A 17,664-nucleotide genomic window follows, 5' to 3' on the forward strand; every position below is an offset into this window, starting at 1 on the left:
GATCAAGCGGCGGCGTCTATCATCCTTGTCCGTCGGCGGCAACGACGGCCGGTTCGGCGGCTCGAATGATCGCTAGGAAATCGGCCGCCTTCAGCGAGGCGCCGCCGACCAGGGCGCCGCCGACCTCGTCCACCGCCAGGATGTCGCGGGCGTTCCCCGGATTGACCGACCCGCCATAGAGAATCGGCGCGGCGCGTCCGCCACCGCCCAGCCGTTCGACCATCGCGGCCCGCGCGGCGGCGTGAATTTCGGCGATCTGTTCCAGCGTCGGCGTCAGACCGGTGCCGATGGCCCAGACCGGCTCATAGGCCAGGGCCCAGTCCTGACCGGCCAGACCGTCATTGAGCGAGCCGAGAATCTGGCCGCGCACGACCGACGCCGCCTCACCGGCCTCCCGCTGCGCCAGGGTCTCGCCGACGCAGATGATCGGCGTCAGCCCGGCCCGCAGGGCGGCGCCGACCTTGTCGGAGACCAGGGCGTCGCTCTCGCCGAACTCCTGACGACGCTCCGAGTGGCCGAGTATGACCAGCGTGGCTCCGGCGTCGACCAGCATCTCGGCCGACACCCCGCCAGTGAAAGCGCCTTTGGCTTCGACCCGGCAATCCTGGCCGCCGACATCAATGTGGCTGGTGCGAACATCGCGAGCCAGCCGATCGATCAGGGTGGCCGGGGGGCAGATGCCGACGCGGCATTGCTGCGGCTCCAGGTGGAAGTCATGCAGCAGGTCAGCAACCGTCGTCGCCAGATCGGCGCCGAGGCCGTTCATCTTCCAATTGCCGACGATCATCTTCACGGATTGTTTCATGCGCCCCTGTCTAGGCGCCGTCTCGCCTGCTGCCAAGTCTCGGGCGCGTCGAGCGCTTGCGGGGTGACGGCCCCCTCCCCTATACGGCGCGGTGGCGCTCTTCGCCGTCCGACCGTCAGGCCCCTTCGATGATTTCCGTGTTCCGCGACTTCGCCAAGTCCAAATGGGCCGTCGCCCTGTTCGCCCTGCTCATCATCAGCTTCGCCGTCGTCGGCGGATCGCAGACCGACGTGTTCAGGGGCCTGGGCGCCCAGCATGTCATTTCCGCCGGCGAGCGCTCGGTGGACGCTGCGCAGTTCCGGGCTGACTTCGAGCGGATTCGCACCAATGCCTCCGAACAGGAGGGACGCCCCCTGACGCTTGAGGACCTGGTCACAGCCAACGTTCACGTCCGCTATCTGGAAGGCCAGACCCAGCGCCTCGGCTTCCTGGAATGGGCGCGCCGGGTCGGCATCCGCCCGGACGAGTCGCTGATCATCAAGCGCATCCGCGAGATCCCCGCCTTCTTCAATCAGGTCACCGGCCAGTTCGATCAGGCCCAGTACGAACAGACCCTGGCCCAGCAGAACTTCACGCCCGTCCAGCTGGAGGAGGAGTTCCGCGACACCGCCGTGACAGAGCATTTCGGCAGCGCCATCCAGGCCGGCATCCGTTCGCCCCGCATCTTCGGCGCCCTGATCGCCGGTCGCGCGCTGGAGCTGCGTGACGGCCGCTGGTTTAACGTGACCCAGGCGATGGCCGGGACGGCCGGCGCCCCCACCGACGCCCAGCTGACGGCCTTCATGAGCGAGAACGCCGCCCAGCTGCGTCGCCCCGAATTCCGCATCGCCTCGGTCGTCCTGTTCAACGACGCCGCCGGCGCCGCCGCTCCGGCCCTTCCCGAGGCCCGCATCGTCGAGCGTTTCAACTTCCGCAAGGACGGGCTGTCGACCCCGGAACGCCGCACCTTCACCACCCTGACCGCGCCCGACCGCGCCGCCGCCGACCGCATCGCCGCCGCCCTTCGCGCCGGTCAGTCGCCGACGGCCGTAGCCGAGGCCAACCGCATCCAGCCCGCCGAATACGCCGCCCAGCCGCAGAGCGCCGTGCCGGACCCCGCCGTCGGAACCGCCGTCTTCGGTCTGACGACCGGTCAGGTCTCGGCCCCGATCCAGGGACGGGTCGGCTTCACGGTCGCCAGGCTTGTTTCGGTCACGCCCGGTGCGCCCGCGACGCTGGAAGGCGTCCGCGAAGCCATCGTCGCCGAACTGCAGGAAGAGGACGCCAAGGCCCGGATCTTCAGCCGCGTGGAGGCCTATGAGAAGGCCCGGACCGACGGCAAGCCGCTGTTGGACGCCGTGCGCGAAGTCGGTGCCCGGATCGTCCAGCTGCCGCCCTTCACCCAGGACGGCCGCCTGCCCGACGGCCAGCCTATGAACGCCCCGCCACAGATCACCCAGAACGCCTACACCCTGACCGAAGGCGCAGAGTCGGACGTGATCGACGCCGGCCAGGGACAGTATTTCGTCCTGCGGCTCGACGACATCCAGCCCGCCGCCCTGCCGGCGCTCGCCGACGTGCGCGAGCCGCTGGCCCAGCAGTGGATCATGCGCGAGAACGCCCGTCGCCTGACCAGCAAGGCCGAGGAACTGGCCGCCCGCGTGCGCGGCGGCGAGGACATCGCGGCCGTTGCGACTTCAGCCGGCGCCACCCTGACCACCCGCGCCGGCGTCCAGCAGAACGCCGCATCGCAGGCCTCGCTCGGCGACGGCGTGCTGGGCGGCCTGTTCGGACAGGGACGCGGCCAGGTCTTCACCGGCCCGGCCTCGGAGACCGCCTTCGTCGTCGGCCGCGTGGATGCGGTTCGCGCGCCCACGGCCGCCCTCGCCGCGCCGATCGCCGACCAGATCCGCCCCCGCCTGGCCCAGGAGCTGATCAACGGCGCCGGCGAGGCTCTGGTCGCCGCCGCCGCCCGCGCCGCCAAGGCCGAGAACGATCCCGCCCGCGCCATCGAGGCCCTGGGCGTGACTCCTCCGGTCGCCGGCGCGACCACGCCTGCGACCCCCGCCGCCCCAGCTCAATGAGCCAAGGCGGCGCGGATCCCGACCGGGCGGACATTCTCGCGGGACTGACGCAGGGCCGACCCCAGGTTGTCGTGCGCCGGATCGTCGATGATCTGGAGACCCCGGTCTCGGCCTATCTGAAGGTCGGCTGGGGCCGTCCGCACGCCTTCCTGCTGGAATCGGTCGAGGGCGGCGCCTTGAACGGCCGCTATTCGATCATCACCCTGGAGCCGGACGTGGTCTGGCGCTGCCGCGACGGCGTCGCCTCGATCGCGCGCGGTCCCGATGTCGCCGCCAAACGCTATGCGACCCAGGACGGCGGCGCGCTCGACAGCCTGCGCGCCCTGATTGCCGAGACCCGGTTCGCCCTGCCCGACGGCCTGCCGCCCATGGCCGCCGGTCTGTTCGGCGTCTTCGGCTACGACATGGTCCGGCTGCTGGAGCCGCTCGGCGCGCCCAATCCCGATCCGCTCGAACTGCCCGACGCCGTGCTGACCCGCCCGTCGGTCGTGGCCGTGTTCGATTCGGTGAAGCACGAGATCGTCGTCATGGCCCCGATCTGGCCCGGCGCGTCGGACCCCGCCGCCGCGGTCGATGCGGCCGAAGCCCGGCTGAACGATTTCGAGGTTCGCCTGCGCCGTCCCCTGGTCGCCCGGGGCGCCGCCGAGCCCGCCGCAACCCTCGCCTTCGAGTCCCCGGTCGACGCCGCCGCCTATGGCGACCTGGTCGCGGCGGCCAAGGCCTATATCGTCGCCGGCGACATCTTCCAGGTGGTCCTCAGCCACCGGTTCCGCGCGCCGTGGTCGGGCGATCCGTTCGCCTTCTACCGCTCGCTGCGCCGCCAGAACCCGTCACCCTATCTGTATTTCCTCAACTTCGACGACTTCCAGCTGGCCGGTTCCAGCCCGGAGATCCTGGTCCGGCTGAAGGACGGCGGCATCACCATCCGGCCGCTCGCCGGCACCCGCCCGCGCGGCGCGACTCCGGAGGCCGACCGGGCGCTGGAGGCCGAACTGCTGGCCGATCCCAAGGAGCGCGCCGAACATCTGATGCTGCTGGACCTGGGCCGCAATGACGTGGGCCGCGTCGCCGCGCCGGGCACGGTCAAGGTGACCGAGAGCTTCGTGGTCGAACGCTACAGCCAGGTGATGCACATCGTCTCCAACGTCGAGGGCCGGGCCCATCCCGACATCGACGCGGTCGACGCCCTCCTTGCGGCCCTGCCCGCCGGCACCCTGTCCGGCGCGCCCAAGGTCAGGGCCATGGAGATCATTGACGAGCTGGAGACCGAGAAGCGCGGCGTCGGCTACGGCGGCGGCGTGGGCTATATCTCGGCGGGCGGAGAGGCGGACATCTGCATCGTCCTGCGCACCGCCATGTTCGCCGACGGCCAGGTCTTCGTTCAGGCCGGGGCCGGCGTCGTCAATGACAGCGATCCCGCCGCCGAATACGCCGAGACCGAGGCCAAGGCCCGCGCCCCCATGCGCGCCGCCGAGGACGCCTGGCGCTTCGAACTGGGCGCGCCGTTGAACACGGCAGGCGAGGTCTGACGCTCTAAAGCCCTCCGCCCATACCCTCAAAACGGGGTTCCCTGACCATGGCAGGCCGCTTTCCTGCAGATTCTGCGCATTAATGGATCGTTATTGACTTCGCACTACTTGCGCTTACCATTGATTTTTAGAGTAAAGTTCGCGTTCGGGGCGTTTTCATGTTCAAGATTGTGTGCGCAGCGGTGGTTGCGGGCGTCGTTGTTTTTTCTGGCGCCGCCAACGCCAACGCACAAGCCGTGCGGCCCTTGCCTCCCGTCGTCACGACACTGCCTGATGACGATGACAGCAACTTTCCAATTACCGGAACATTCCCGTTAAAGCTCGGGGCGGAAGCGGCCTATACTCCGTTAACGATGAACACGAACGGCTACATCTTCGGATCGAACGATAGTTTTAATGCATACGTTACAGACCTTAATACCAGGGTCGATACGGGCAAGGTCTCCTACGGTAATACTCCTGTAAATGGACGACCCGCGTTCATTTTAACGTGGACCAGCGTGGGAAACTGTTGCTCGGGGCTTCAACGATCGACCTTTTAAATTGTTCTTATTGATCGGAGCGATCTTGCAGGCGGTGACTTCGACCTGGAATATAACTTTGGACCGGTCGATAGAACACTCCAGCCAAACATCAGGATTGACGGCGTCAACACTGATTTCGGGCTGGGTACGGTAACGTCCTCGAGTGGCGCGCAGCGCTACAGCTACTCCTTCCGTAACGGCGCAAACACGTCAGCCACTGTGGCGACCATCAGCCGTGTTGTCGCCGTTCCTACCCTGTCCGAATGGGCGTTGATCCTGATGAGCGCGGCCCTTGCGGGTGGAGCGGCTCTGACGGTTCATCGGCGTCGCCAGTTCGGGTAAACTCCCGGCCGCATTCCCGCCGGCCTGAATTCAGACGCCTGGTTGAAGACTCCGCCTTCGACCGTCCGTGCCCAGGCTGTGGACGGTGTTTCCGGCTCAGTCGGCGGACGCACTGGCGAAGGCCGGCTCTTCCAGCGCGACGCCGGGCCCCAGAACCATCACCCCGGCCAGCAGCACCGCCGCACAGGCCGCCAGACTGGCGGCGGCCAGCGTTGCCATCACGCCATTGCGGGCCTCGGGCTCGCTCAGCGCCACGCGGGCGGTGTCAATCCGGACCTGGGTCTCGCGCATGGAATCGAAGGCTCCGATGGAAGACCCGATTTCAGGCCGTGATCGTTAACGATCCGTTGCGCACGCGTCGGCTTGGCGTCGGCGCGGTCCCGCTCTAGAAGCGCCGCATGATCCTCGTCGTCGATAACTACGACAGCTTTACCTACAACCTCGTCCACTACCTCGCGGAGCTGGGCGCGACGACGCATGTCGTTCGCAACGACGACCTGACGACGGAGCAGGCCTGGGCCCTGAAGCCCGAAGCGATCCTGCTGTCGCCCGGCCCCTGCGCCCCCGATCAGGCGGGCATCTGCCTGCCCCTGATCGACACCGCGCCGCTGGACATGCCGATCCTCGGCGTCTGCCTGGGTCACCAGGCGATCGGCCAGGCCATGGGCGGCCACGTCATCCGCGCCAAGGCCCTGATGCACGGCAAGACCTCGCCCATCATCCATGAAGGCAAGGGAATGTTCGCCGGGCTGCCGTCGCCCTTCACCGCGACCCGGTATCATTCGCTCGCGGTCCAGCGCGAAACCCTGCCCAACAGCCTCAACGTCACGGCCTGGACCGAGGACGGCGAGATCATGGGCTTCCAGCATCACGAGCGGCCGATCTACGGAGTCCAGTTCCATCCCGAGTCCATCGCCACCGAACACGGTCACGAGATGCTCGCGAACTTCCTCGACCAGGCGGGCGTCAAGCGTCTGGCGATGGTCTGATCCCATGGCTGAGGGTGGTTTCAAGCCGCTGCTGGCCAAGCTGGTCGACGGCCAGACCCTGACCACGGCCGAGGCCGGCGACTTCTTCGCCGCCTGTCTGCGCGGCGAACCGACCCCGGCCCAGGTCGCCGCCGCCGTGACCGCCCTGCGGATCCGCGGCGAGACGGTCGAGGAGATCGCCGCCTTCGCCCAGGCGATGCGCGATGCGGCCGTGACGCTGGACCATCCCTATGACGTCATCGATACCTGCGGCACCGGCGGAGACGGGGCCCACACCTTCAACATCTCGACCGCCGCCGCCCTGGTGCTGGCCGGCGCGGGCCTGAAGGTCGCCAAACATGGCAACCGCGCCATGAGCTCGAAATCCGGGTCATCGGACGTGCTCGGCGTCCTCGGCGTCGACCTGACCGCCGGACTGGCGCAGCAGCGGCACGCGCTCGACGAGGCCGGCATCGCCTTCCTGTTCGCCCCCGCCTACCACGGCGCCATGCGCCACGTCGGGCCGGTCCGCGCCGAGATCGGTTTCCGCACCGTCTTCAACCTTCTGGGACCGCTCTCCAATCCAGCGGGCGCCAGACGTCAGGTCATGGGCGTCTATGATCCGCGCCTTGTCGAGCCGCTGGCCGAGGTGCTGGGCCGGCTCGGCGCAACCCGCGCCTGGACCGTCCACGGTCAGGGCCTCGACGAACTGACCACCACGGGACCGACCGAGGTGGCGGAGTGGAAGGACGGCGTCGTCCGCCGCTTCACCGTCACGCCCGAGGACGCCGGCCTGCCCCGCGCCGACATCGAAGCCCTGCGCGGCGGCGACGCGGAGACCAATGCGGTCGCCCTGACCGCCCTGCTGGCCGGGGAGACCGGTCCCTATCGCGACATCGTCCTGCTGAACGCCGCCGCCGCCCTTGTCGTCGCCGACAAGGCGCCGGACCTCAAAGCCGGCGTGGCCCTGGCCGCCGTTGCCATCGACGAGGGCAAGGCGGCCCGGGCGCTCGCCGATCTGGCCCGCATCACCTCGGCGCCGCCGCCCGTTGCCGAAGACCCCGCATGACCGACATCCTCGACCGTATCGCCGCCTACAAGCGCGAGGACGTGGCCGCCCGCAAGGCCGCCCAGCCGCAGGCGGAGATCGAATCCCTGGCGCTGATCGCCGGCATGCCGCGCGGCTTCCGCTGCGCGCTGGAGCGCCGCACTGCGCCCGGCCGCCCCGCCCTGATCGCCGAAATCAAGAAGGCCAGTCCATCGAAGGGCCTGATCCGTGCGGACTTCGACCCGCCGGCCCTGGCGCAGGCCTATGAAGCGGGCGGCGCGGCCTGTCTGTCCATCCTGACCGACGGTCCCAGCTTCGAGGGCGCCGACGACTATCTGGTCCAGGCCCGCGCCGCCGTCGCCCTGCCCTGTCTGCGCAAGGACTTCCTCGTCGACCCCTGGCAGGTGGCCGAGAGCCGGGCCTTCGGCGCCGACTGTATCCTCGTCATCCTGGCCATGATCGACGACGTTCTGGCCGGCGAGCTGCTATCCGAGGCGAAACGCTTCGGTATGGACGCCCTGATCGAGACCCACGACGAGGCCGAGATGGAGCGCGCTGCGGCGCTGCGCGGTGATCTGGTCGGCATCAACAACCGTTCCCTGCGGACGTTCGACGTCGATCTGGGCGCCACGGCCCGCCTGGCCCCGCTGTCGCCAGCGGGCTCGCTTCTGGTGGCTGAAAGCGGGATCTTCAGCCCGGCCGATGTGGTGGAAGTGTCGGCGGCGGGCGCCTCGGCCATCCTCGTCGGTGAAAGCTTGATGCGTCAGGCGGACGTGACGGCCGCGACGCTCACTCTGCTCTCGTGAAGCGTCGCGAACGCTGGGCAATCTACTTCGTCTGGGCGCTTATCATTCTGTGGTTCGTCTGGATGTTCGCCACAAACTTCGAATGACGAACCCACTCCTGATTTCGCGGGATCAGCGTCCTTGGCGGTTTGACCGCCGAGCTTTTCGCGGTGTCGGCAGTTCACCTCTCGAAATTTTTGCAGTCGGGCTTTTATGGAGAGCCGAATTCGTCAGTGTGCATTGACCACAATCTGACGCGCTCAGAACGGCGGTCAATTTGCAGTCGGTGGGTCGATCCGCCGTCAAGTTGACATTAGGCAAGAACACTTACAGAACATCGACAACGGTTCATGACTTGTTCTGGAGGCGATTCCCACCATGCTGACGCGCAAGCAGCACGAACTCCTGATGTTCATCCATGAACGGCTCAAGGAGACCGGTGTTTCCCCGTCGTTCGACGAGATGAAGGAGGCGCTGGATCTGGCGTCCAAGTCGGGCATCCACCGGCTGATCACGGCGCTGGAGGAACGCGGCTTCATCCGCCGCCTCGCCCACCGCGCCCGCGCCCTTGAGGTGACCAAGCTGCCGGAACAGGCGACGGCGGGGGCCGTGCGTGGCCGCGCGGGCTTCACCCCGGCGGTCATTGAGGGCGGGGGCCGCAGCGCTGCCGCCGAGCCCGCCAACGACACCCGCGAACTGGTTCTGGTCGGCAAGATCGCCGCTGGCGTGCCCATCGCCGCCCTGCAACAGGACCACGGCCGCTATCAGGTGCCCGAATCCATGCTGGGCGCCGGCGAACACTATATGCTCGAGATCGAGGGCGATTCGATGATCGAGGCCGGCATCCTCAACGGCGACCTGGTGGTCATCAAACGCGTCGACACGGCCGCGTCCGGCGAGATCGTCGTGGCTTTGGTTGAAGGGGAAGAGGCAACCCTCAAACGCCTGCGCAAGAAGGGCAATTCCATCGCCCTCGAACCCGCCAACCGCAACTACGAGACCCGCATCTTCGGTCCCGACCAGGTCGAGGTCCAGGGCAAGCTGGTCGGCCTGATCCGCCAATACCACTAGACGCCGTCACCGAGGCCCGCATCCGCCGCATCGGGACCCCCGATGCGGCTCCAAGGCCTGTCGCCCCGCACATCAGTGGCCCAGACCGCGCGCCAGCCCTGAGCGGTGCGCCACAGCTCGACTGAGCCGCCCTGCGCATAATCCAGTCCGTCGAGAACCAGTTTTCCATCACAGCCCGGCGGCAGGTCTTGGACAACGGCCCGGACGCTGACCAGCGGCGCTGAGGCGCACAAGGCGGCGAGCTCGCCGGCGTCCGGCGCGGCCTTCCCCCACCACAGGGCGATGGGCGCGCTATCGGCCTTGGCCGGAGCGCAGCTTGATCGCGCGCACACCCATCCGTCTTCGGGTCGGGGCTCCAGAGTCAGCCCGCGCCGCCGCGACCACAGGTCCGCCGCGAACTGCCGCACGCCCGGCCGCACCACGATAGCCGTGCGCACGACACTGAAGGCCGCGTTCGTCCCGCCGTCCCCGATCCAGACCGTCGGCGTCGGCGCGCGAGGCCACAGCAGGACAGCGCAGGCGAAGGGCAGGCCCAGCCACCGCAGCCGCCCCTGCCACAGGCATAGGAACAGGACGCCGAGGAAGGAGATCGGCAGCACATGGTCCGGCGCGCTGGCGATGGTCTTCACCGCCCCCGGCAGCCCCGCCGTCCAGTGACCGATGGCCAGCATCAGATCGACACCCTTGCCGGCCACCCACAGGAACGGCCCGCCCAGCCCGATAGGCTCCAGCAAGACTCCCAGCGCCAGCGCCGGCATCATCACGAAGTCCGCGATCGGCGAGGTCGTCAGGTTGGCGAGCAGCCCGTACATGGCCGCGCGGTTGAAATGCTGGACCGCGAACGGCCCGGTCGCCGCGCCGGCCACCAGACTGGCCGTCACGGCGATCAACAGCCAGTGCCGCGCCGACTGGAACGCCGCGATCGGCCAGGGCACGGACTGCTCCCGCGTCCTCGGCGGCCAGCCCTCCGACAAGGCCACCAGGGCCGCCGTCGCCGCGAACGACATCTGGAACCCCGGCGTCACGATGGCCTCAGGCTGAAGGATCAGGACAACCATCGCCGCCAGCGCCAGCGGATGCATGGTGATCGCGGGCCGATCGAGCAGGATCGCCGCGAACGCCACCGACGCCGTAATCGCAGCCCGCTGCGCCGGCGGGGGCGCGCCGGACAGCACCAGATAGCTCCACACGGCGACCAGCCCCGCGACCGCCGCCACCTTCTTGCCCGACACCCTCAGCGCTAGCCACGGCCAGGCGGCGACGCCAAGCCGGACAAGGAAGAAGGCGAACCCGCCGACGATGGCCATGTGCAGACCCGAGATCGACAGGATGTGCGCCAGGCCGGAATCCCGCATGGCATCGAGGTCTTCGCGCGCGATCCAGGTCTCATGGCCCGTAGTCATGGCCGCCGCGATCCCGCCCGTCCGCTCGCCCAACCGGTCGACGATCCGCTGCGCCAGGGCGAACCGCGCGCCGTTGACCGCCATCGCCAGCCGCAATCGCCATGGCGCCGGCGCCAGATAAGTCTCCCGCGTCTCGCCCAGTGCGAAAGCCGTGCCGCCGAGCCCCTGAAACCAGGCGTTGCGGCCGAAATCATAGGCGCCGGGACTGGCCGGGGGCGGCGGCGGATTGAGGATGGCGAACAGCCGGATCGCCGAGCCCGGGGTCGGCGGCTCTCCCCGCACCGTCGCCCGCAGCCGGATCGGCGTCGCCTCGGGCTCCAGCCCGCGGATCCGCACCGGCGCGAGGACGATCCGGTGACCCCGGTCGCCCGGGCTGTCGACGTCGACCACCCAGCCCTCGAAGACGGTCGGCTCCGCCAGCGCCGGTGCGATCGGCGCCGCTACCGCCTCCGCCCGCAACCTGGCTCCCGCGAGCCCCAGGAACAGGCAGGCGACCAGCATCAGCGGCAGGGTCACCGCGCGGCCCCGCCCCAGCAGCCTCGCGCCCAGCCACACCCCCGTCGCCGACACCGCCGCGACCGCCAGTGGCCACAACGGCGGCTCCTGCCTCAGCGCGAAATAGATCGCCGCCCCGCCGCCGAAGGCCACCGGCGCCCACAGCCGCCAGCGCATCGACTGGGCCAGCACCTCGTCCCAGGCCCAGGCACGAAGACGCGCCGACAGGCTGGGCTTTGCCGCGTCGGGGGGTATAAGGGCGGCCCGTTCGGACCCCTCCCCCATGCCCACAGCCTCGTCTCCCCAGGTCGTCACCCGCTTCGCCCCCTCGCCCACCGGCTACCTCCACATAGGAGGCGCGAGAACGGCGTTGTTCAACTACCTTTACGCGAAAGGGCGGGGCGGCAAGTTCCTCGTCCGGATCGAGGACACCGACCGGGAGCGTTCGACCGACGACGCCGTCAAGGCGATCTTCGACGGCCTGAGCTGGCTTGAGCTGTTCGCCGACGAGGAGCCGGTTTTCCAGCACGCCCGGGCCGACCGGCACCGCGACGTCGTGGACCAGTTGCTTGAGCTCGGCGCCGCCTATCGCGACTTCACGACCGCGGACGAGACCGGCCGCCTGCGCGACGAGGCCAAGGCCGAACGCCGGACCTTCGAATCGCCATGGCGCGACCGCCAGCCGACCGTCGACGACCTGTCCCAGCCGCACGTCGTGCGCTTCCGACGCCCCCTGCCGGGCCGGGTCATTGTGCCGGACGCCGTCCAGGGCGAGGTCAGTTGGGACGCGAACGATCTGGACGATCTGGTCCTGCTGCGCTCCGACGGCGCCCCGACCTACAATCTCGCCGTCGTGGTCGACGACCACGACATGGGGGTGACTCATGTCATTCGCGGCGACGACCATCTGAACAATGCCGCGCGCCAGTCGCTGATCTATGACGCCCTGGGCTGGAACCGGCCCGTCTTCGCCCACATCCCGCTGATCCACGGCCCCGACGGCGCCAAACTGTCGAAGCGCCACGGCGCCCAGGCGGTCCATGAGTATGCCGACATCGGCTATCTGCCCGAGGCGATGCGCAACTATCTGGCTCGTCTGGGCTGGGCCCATGGCGACGACGAACTGTTCGGCGACGAACAGGCGCGGGACTGGTTCGATCTGGACGGCGTCGGCAAGGCGCCGGCCCGACTGGATTTCGACAAGCTGGCCCACGTCAATTCGCACTGGCTGCGTCTGGCGGCCGACGAGCGGCTGGCCGGCCTGACGCTGGACACCCATCTCGCCAGGGGCGCGCCCCTCAACGAGGGCGACGAGGCCCGCCTCCAGCGCGCCATGCCGTTCGTCAAGGATCGCGCAAAGACCCTGCTGGAACTGGCGGATCAGACGGCATTCGTTCTCAAGACCCGTCCGCTCGAACTCGACGAAAAGGCCCGCGCCCTGCTGTCCGGAGAGACGGTCGAACGCATCGCCCGGGTCCGGGCGCGTCTCGCCCTGTTCGAGAGCTGGGACGTGTTCGCCCTGGAGGCCGAGCTGAAGGCCTTCGCCGAGGAAGAGGGCGTCGGCTTTGGCAAGATCGGCCCGCCGATGCGCGCAGCCCTGACTGGCGGGATCGCTTCGCCCGACATCGCGCGCACCCTTTCGGCCCTCGGACGCGAAGACGCGCTCGGGCGCTTGGATGATGCGCTGCAACACACTAGACCTTGATCGGCTGAGGGGGAACTGCTTCGCAGTTCCGCTGAAGCCGTGAATCAAGGTCCAGCTTGATTCATGGGGCGTGACGCGGCCGTAAAACCGCTCACACTTTTCGGCGTCACGCCCTATGTGAACGTCCATAACAATCGGGGTCCGGGTTATCGCGTCCGGACCGAACGCAATCGCAAGGGCGCCTGATGACCGAAGCCTCCAAACTCGCCGGATCGGCGACCCTGACCTACGGCGACAAGTCCGTCGAACTGCCGGTCCTGTCCGGCACGACCGGACCTGACGTTATCGATATCCGCAAACTTTACGGCGCGACCGACGCCTTCACCTTCGACCCGGGTTTCACCTCTACGGCGGCCTGTGAAAGCGCCATCACCTATATCGACGGTGACGCCGGCATCCTGCTGCACCGCGGCTATCCGATCGGCCAGCTGGCCTCGAAGTCGAACTTCATCGAGGTCTGCCATCTGCTGTTGCACGGCGAGCTCCCAACCGCCGCCGAGTACGCGGCGTTCGAGGAGACGATCACCCGTCACACCATGCTGCATTCGCAGTTCGACCGCTTCTTCGAAGGCTTCCGCCGCGACGCCCATCCGATGGCGATCATGGTGGGCACGGTCGGCGCCCTGTCGGCCTTCTACCACGACAGCCTGGACATCCACGATCCGGTCCAGCGCAATATCTCGGCCATCCGCCTGATCGCCAAGATGCCGACCCTGGCGGCCCGCGCCTACAAATACCATATCGGCCAGCCGTTCGTTTCGCCGCGCAACGACCTCAGCTACGCCGAGAACTTCCTGCGCATGTGCTTCGCCGTTCCGGCCGAGGACTATGTCGTCGATCCGAAGATGGCCAAGGCCATGGATCGCATCTTCACCCTGCACGCCGACCACGAGCAGAACGCCTCGACGTCGACCGTTCGCCTGGCCGGTTCGTCGGGCGCCAACCCATTCGCCTGTATTGCCGCCGGCATCGCCTGCCTGTGGGGCCCGTCGCACGGCGGCGCCAACGAAGAGGCGCTGATGATGCTCAAGGAAATCGGCACGCCCGACAAGATTCCGGAGTTCATCCAGGGCGTTAAGGACAAGAAATACAAGCTGATGGGCTTCGGCCACCGCGTGTACAAGAACTACGATCCCCGGGCGACGGTGATGAAGGAGTCCGCGGACGAGATTCTCGAACTGGTCGGCGCCGACAACGACCCGCTGTTTCAGGTCGCCAAGGAGCTGGAGCGCGTCGCCCTGTCGGACGAGTATTTCATCGAGCGCAAGCTGTTCCCGAACGTCGACTTCTATTCGGGCATCACCCTGTCGGCGATGGGCTTCCCGACCTCGATGTTCACCGTCCTGTTCGCCCTGGCCCGCACCGTCGGCTGGATCGCCCAGTGGGAAGAGATGCTGGCCGATCCGGCGCAGAAGATCGGCCGTCCGCGCCAGCTCTACACCGGTCCGACCGAGCGCGATTACGTGCCGATCCAGAACCGGGGCTGATCCAGTCGCTCAGACAAGACGCCGGGGCCCGCGCCCCGGCGTTTTCTTTGTCCGGACACGATCGGGCGCTGTCCGGACACGACTTCGCTGGCGCACAGAGCGGTCGGGCGCCCAGGTGCCGGCATGACCCAGACCCCCGACACCCGTCCTCCAGAAACGCCGACCACGACAGACGCGGCGCCGTCAGCCATGGCCGGGATCATCGACACGGTCCGCACCATCGCCGTCGCCCTGGCCGCTGCGGTCGCGATCCAGACCGTCGCCTTCCAGCCCTTCACCATCCCCTCGGCCTCGATGGAGCCGGGGCTTGTGGTTGGCGACTATCTGGTGGTGTCCAAGTTCGCCTATGGCTGGAGCCGCGCCTCCCTGCCCTTCAATCCGCCCCTGCCGTCGGGGCGACTGTTCGAGCGCCTGCCCAGACGCGGCGACGTCGTCGTGTTCCGCCGGCCGGGCAATCCGCAGGAGACCTGGATAAAGCGGGTCATCGGCCTGCCCGGCGACACGGTGTCGGTCTCGGGCGGCGTGGTGACGGTCAACGGTCAGGCCCTGTCCCAGCGGGCGCTCGGCCCGGGGCTTGATCTGGACGCGCCCACACGGCCCGTGGAGCAGGTCGAGGAGCGTCAGGCGGATGGGCGCACCTACATCACCTTCGACGCGGGCCACGGGCTTGAGGGCGACGATCGCCCCGCCCGGATCGTGCCCGACGGTCAGTTATTCGTCATGGGCGATCACCGCGACAACTCGCTGGACAGCCGCTGGTCTGCAGACGTCGGCGTGGGCCTGCTGCCGGTCACGAATGTCGTGGGACGCGCCGAACTCGTGGTCGCCTCGTGGAAGCCGGGCGCGTCCCTCTGGAGGCCCTGGACATGGTTCAACCTGAGGCCGGGCCGGATCGCCCACCGTATCCGCTAGAGCAGGATCGGCTGAGCAGGAATCGCTTCGCGATTCCGCTGATGCCGTGACTCCTGCTCCAGGTATTAGCGAGAGCCCGATTCACGGTTTCGACAGAAGCGCGAAGCGCTTCCGTCTCAAACGATCAGGCTCTAGCGGGCCTGAAACTCCGCGAAGGAGACGACGCCGTCATGGTTGGCGTCCATCTGGTCGAAGGCGGCTCGGGATCCAGGCAGGGCCTGGGCTATCGACGGCGCCGCCGCCGCGCCGATGATGACGCCCGCGACGGCCGCGGCCAGCACCTGCCAGGCCGTCATCGTCCGGTGCGCCTTCGGCACCGTCGGAACCTCGCCCTCGATCTGGCGGCGCACGACCTCGCTGGCGGTCAGGCCGGCCGCGCGGCAACGCTCCATGAAGGCGAGCTTCGCGGCGTGCGGTAGCCGGATTTCCAGCGTCTCGCTTTTCTTTGGCAGGCGAGGAGAAGTCATTCGACGGTCATCCAGCAGGATCAGCGGCCGAAATCTAGGTCGGATGCGCCGTTTGATCCAGAGGCGTGCGCGATGACCGTCAGAACCGCTTCGGCGGCCAGGGCCGACGGGTCGTCGCCTCCCCGGCCCATATAGTCCAGCGCCTCCGTCTGGCGCCGGGTCTGGGCCGCCCGTGCGTCGGGATTGCGAAGCAACCGACCGACCTCGGCCGCGACCTTCTCAGGCGTCGCGTCGGCCTGGATCAGCTCGCGCGCGATTTCCTCGTCCGCCGCGTGGTTGAACAGGGTCGCGTATCTGCCTGTGAAGAAGGGCTTCATGATCGCGTAGCTGAGCGGCGCGAACCGGTAGGCGATCACCATGGGCGCGCCAGCGAGCGCCAATTCGGTCGAGACCGTGCCGCTGGTGGCGAGGGCCACGGCGGCCGCCTTCATCGCCGCGTATTTATCGGTTTCAGTGACCACGTGGGTCCGGAACGGCCAGGCGGCGATACGCGCCGTCACGTCGTCCGCGACCGTGCCCGCAACGACGACCGCGACCTCCAGGCCGGGACGCTCCGCCTTCAGTTGCTGGATCGCCGCCTCATAGACGGGCGTCATCAGGCGGATTTCGCTCGGGCGGCTGCCGGGCATGACCAGCAGAAGGGGCGCATCGGCGGCGATCTCCCGCGCGGCGCGGAAGGCCGCCGGATCAGCCGTGCCCATGTCGATGTGCAGCGCCTGCGATCCCACCACGGTCGTCGCCAGCCCTTGGCGCTCGAACCACGGCGCGTCGAAGGCGTAGAGGGCCAGCAGATGATCGACCGCGCCCGCCAGAGTCTTCGCCCGGCCCGGTCGCGAGGCCCAGACCTGGGGGCCGACGTATTTGATCAGCGGCACGCCGGGCAACACCAGCCGCAGCGCCTTGGCGACCCTGATGGTGAACCCCCAGCTGTCGATCAGGACGACCGCGTCGGGCCGCTCGCGCAGCGCCAGGGCGACGGTATCGGCGACCCTCGCCTTGACCCGGCCATAGGCCCGCAACCCCTCCAGCCAGCCGAGGATGGACAACTGGGCGATGTCGAACGGGCTCTCGACGCCCGCGGCCGCCATCTTGGGTCCGCCGACGCCAACAAAGGCGATGTTCGAGAGCCGGGCTCGCAGGGCCTGCGCCAACCCCGCGCCCAACGAATCGCCCGAGGCCTCGGCGGCGACCAGCATGACTTTCACGACCGGTCCTCGCCCCAGACGAACAGGCCCAGCCGATCCGCAGCCTCGATGATCGCGGCCCGGTCGATCAGGATCAGCTTGCCCGCGACCCCGCCGACGCCCGCCAGCCCGGCGGCGGCGGCCATCTCGATCGTCTGTGCGCCTATGACCGGCATGTCGATGCGCAGGTCCTGGATCGGCTTTGGCGCCTTTCCCAACGACCCTTTCGGGTTGCCGGTGGCGCCGCGCAGATCGCCGGGCAGCCCCGCAACCCGGGCCAACATGGCATCGGTGCCCTCCTGGGCTTCGACCGCGAGGACCAGACCGTCGCACACGACCGCGCCCTGTCCGATATCCAGTTCGCCTGCCTTTTCCGCGACATGCAGCGCCTTCCTGAGGTCTGAAAGCTGCGCTTCGTCCGGCGTGACGCGGCCCAAGGCGCCGACCGTCAGGGTCTCTCCGCCCAGAATGTCGTCGGCTCCTTCGATGGCATAGCCCTCGTTCTCGAACACCGACAGGATCTTGCGCAACAGGGCGTCATCGCCCTTCGTCGCCGCCGCGATGATGCCCGGGAGCACCAACGCGCCCTTGAGATCGGGCTTCAGAGCCTTGAAATCCGGACGATTCACGGTCCCGGCGAAACAGACGGCGACACAGTCCGCCGCCTTCAACGCCGCCAGCACCCGCCCGATCTCGGCCATGCCCGCTTCCAGTCCCGGATAACGGATCAGATGCGGGTCGGCGAAACTGGTCAACCGAACCACGAACACAGGCCGCCCCTCGGCCTCGCACCGCGCCGCAATCGCCAGCGGCAGGGCACCTCCGCCCGCGATGAGGCCGAGCTTGCCGGCGCTCATGCCGCGCCGTCGATGGTCG

17 protein-coding genes are annotated in these 17,664 nt (G+C 68.3%); 11 read left to right on the top strand and 6 right to left on the bottom strand.

Annotated features, from left to right (window positions below; translation table 11 throughout):
• Positions 1 to 19: 19 nt before the first annotated feature.
• Positions 20 to 841, bottom strand: coding sequence for a triose-phosphate isomerase (gene tpiA / locus ACP7A5_RS05915; RefSeq protein ID WP_426041041.1), 822 nt, complete (start codon positions 839 to 841; stop codon positions 20 to 22).
• Between the two features lie 92 nt (positions 842 to 933).
• Here tpiA and ACP7A5_RS05920 point away from each other — a divergent pair, with 92 nt between their 5' ends.
• The 4 genes from ACP7A5_RS05920 to ACP7A5_RS05935 all read left to right on the top strand — a co-directional run bounded on the left by ACP7A5_RS05920 (position 934) and on the right by ACP7A5_RS05935 (position 5,263).
• Complete coding sequence (locus tag ACP7A5_RS05920; RefSeq protein ID WP_426041042.1) at positions 934 to 2,868, top strand: peptidyl-prolyl cis-trans isomerase; 1,935 nt, start codon at positions 934 to 936, stop codon at positions 2,866 to 2,868.
• Positions 2,865 to 4,397 carry an anthranilate synthase component I gene (gene trpE, locus ACP7A5_RS05925; protein ID WP_426041043.1) on the top strand — a complete coding sequence of 511 codons (1,533 nt, stop codon included), beginning with the start codon at positions 2,865 to 2,867 and terminating at the stop codon, positions 4,395 to 4,397. The genes ACP7A5_RS05920 and trpE overlap by 4 nt, the downstream gene beginning before the upstream one ends.
• 158 nt (positions 4,398 to 4,555) lie before the next feature.
• Positions 4,556 to 4,939: a hypothetical protein gene (locus ACP7A5_RS05930; protein WP_426041044.1), complete on the top strand. Its 384-nt coding sequence runs from the start codon at positions 4,556 to 4,558 to the stop codon at positions 4,937 to 4,939.
• Positions 4,940 to 5,140: 201 nt separating this feature from the next.
• Entirely contained in the window at positions 5,141 to 5,263 is a 123-nt protein-coding gene (locus tag ACP7A5_RS05935; RefSeq protein WP_426041045.1) for an IPTL-CTERM sorting domain-containing protein, read from the top strand.
• Positions 5,264 to 5,359: 96 nt separating this feature from the next.
• Here the strand turns inward: ACP7A5_RS05935 and ACP7A5_RS05940 are convergent, their stop codons facing one another.
• Complete coding sequence (locus ACP7A5_RS05940; protein WP_426041046.1) at positions 5,360 to 5,554, bottom strand: peptidoglycan-binding protein; 195 nt, start codon at positions 5,552 to 5,554, stop codon at positions 5,360 to 5,362.
• A 107-nt stretch (positions 5,555 to 5,661) separates the two neighbouring features.
• Between ACP7A5_RS05940 and ACP7A5_RS05945 the strand changes: the two genes are divergently transcribed.
• The 4 genes from ACP7A5_RS05945 (at position 5,662) to lexA (ending at position 9,135) form a co-directional block, all read left to right on the top strand.
• A complete protein-coding gene (locus ACP7A5_RS05945; RefSeq protein ID WP_426041047.1) occupies positions 5,662 to 6,252 on the top strand; it encodes an anthranilate synthase component II in 591 nt (196 codons plus the stop codon).
• Positions 6,253 to 6,256: 4 nt separating this feature from the next.
• Positions 6,257 to 7,300 carry an anthranilate phosphoribosyltransferase gene (gene trpD / locus ACP7A5_RS05950; RefSeq protein WP_426041048.1) on the top strand — a complete coding sequence of 348 codons (1,044 nt, stop codon included), beginning with the start codon at positions 6,257 to 6,259 and terminating at the stop codon, positions 7,298 to 7,300.
• Positions 7,297 to 8,085, top strand: a complete 789-nt coding sequence (gene trpC, locus ACP7A5_RS05955; protein ID WP_426041049.1) for an indole-3-glycerol phosphate synthase TrpC — start codon at positions 7,297 to 7,299, stop codon at positions 8,083 to 8,085. The genes trpD and trpC overlap by 4 nt, the downstream gene beginning before the upstream one ends.
• A gap of 357 nt (positions 8,086 to 8,442) precedes the next feature.
• The gene (gene lexA / locus ACP7A5_RS05960) at positions 8,443 to 9,135 is read left to right on the top strand and encodes a transcriptional repressor LexA (protein WP_426041050.1); all 693 of its coding nucleotides are present in this window, start codon (positions 8,443 to 8,445) and stop codon (positions 9,133 to 9,135) included.
• Here lexA and ACP7A5_RS05965 read toward each other — a convergent pair.
• Positions 9,132 to 11,318 carry a ComEC/Rec2 family competence protein gene (locus ACP7A5_RS05965; protein ID WP_426041099.1) on the bottom strand — a complete coding sequence of 729 codons (2,187 nt, stop codon included), beginning with the start codon at positions 11,316 to 11,318 and terminating at the stop codon, positions 9,132 to 9,134. The two genes, lexA and ACP7A5_RS05965, sit on opposite strands and share 4 nt — an antisense overlap.
• Between ACP7A5_RS05965 and gltX the strand changes: the two genes are divergently transcribed.
• The 3 genes from gltX to lepB all read left to right on the top strand — a co-directional run bounded on the left by gltX (position 11,317) and on the right by lepB (position 15,137).
• A complete protein-coding gene (gltX, locus tag ACP7A5_RS05970; RefSeq protein WP_426041051.1) occupies positions 11,317 to 12,738 on the top strand; it encodes a glutamate--tRNA ligase in 1,422 nt (473 codons plus the stop codon). The two genes, ACP7A5_RS05965 and gltX, sit on opposite strands and share 2 nt — an antisense overlap.
• Positions 12,739 to 12,923: 185 nt before the next feature.
• Complete coding sequence (gene gltA / locus ACP7A5_RS05975) at positions 12,924 to 14,225, top strand: citrate synthase (protein WP_426041052.1); 1,302 nt, start codon at positions 12,924 to 12,926, stop codon at positions 14,223 to 14,225.
• 123 nt (positions 14,226 to 14,348) lie between these two features.
• Positions 14,349 to 15,137, top strand: coding sequence for a signal peptidase I (lepB, locus tag ACP7A5_RS05980; protein WP_426041053.1), 789 nt, complete (start codon positions 14,349 to 14,351; stop codon positions 15,135 to 15,137).
• 131 nt (positions 15,138 to 15,268) lie between these two features.
• Here the strand turns inward: lepB and ACP7A5_RS05985 are convergent, their stop codons facing one another.
• Genes ACP7A5_RS05985 through lpxI form a run of 3 tightly spaced genes read right to left on the bottom strand, consistent with a single transcriptional unit; the run spans position 15,269 to position 17,645 of the window.
• Positions 15,269 to 15,604, bottom strand: a complete 336-nt coding sequence (locus ACP7A5_RS05985) for an EF-hand domain-containing protein (protein ID WP_426041054.1) — start codon at positions 15,602 to 15,604, stop codon at positions 15,269 to 15,271.
• 20 nt (positions 15,605 to 15,624) lie between these two features.
• Positions 15,625 to 16,800 (bottom strand): lipid-A-disaccharide synthase, encoded by a 1,176-nt coding sequence (gene lpxB, locus ACP7A5_RS05990; RefSeq protein WP_426041100.1) that lies wholly within the window; start codon positions 16,798 to 16,800, stop codon positions 15,625 to 15,627.
• A gap of 5 nt (positions 16,801 to 16,805) precedes the next feature.
• Positions 16,806 to 17,645: a UDP-2,3-diacylglucosamine diphosphatase gene (lpxI, locus tag ACP7A5_RS05995; protein WP_426041055.1), complete on the bottom strand. Its 840-nt coding sequence runs from the start codon at positions 17,643 to 17,645 to the stop codon at positions 16,806 to 16,808.
• Between the last annotated feature and the right edge of the window lie 19 nt (positions 17,646 to 17,664).

This window comes from Brevundimonas sp. TWP2-3-4b1, assembly GCF_049897665.1.
Lineage (GTDB): Bacteria > Pseudomonadota > Alphaproteobacteria > Caulobacterales > Caulobacteraceae > Brevundimonas > Brevundimonas subvibrioides_B.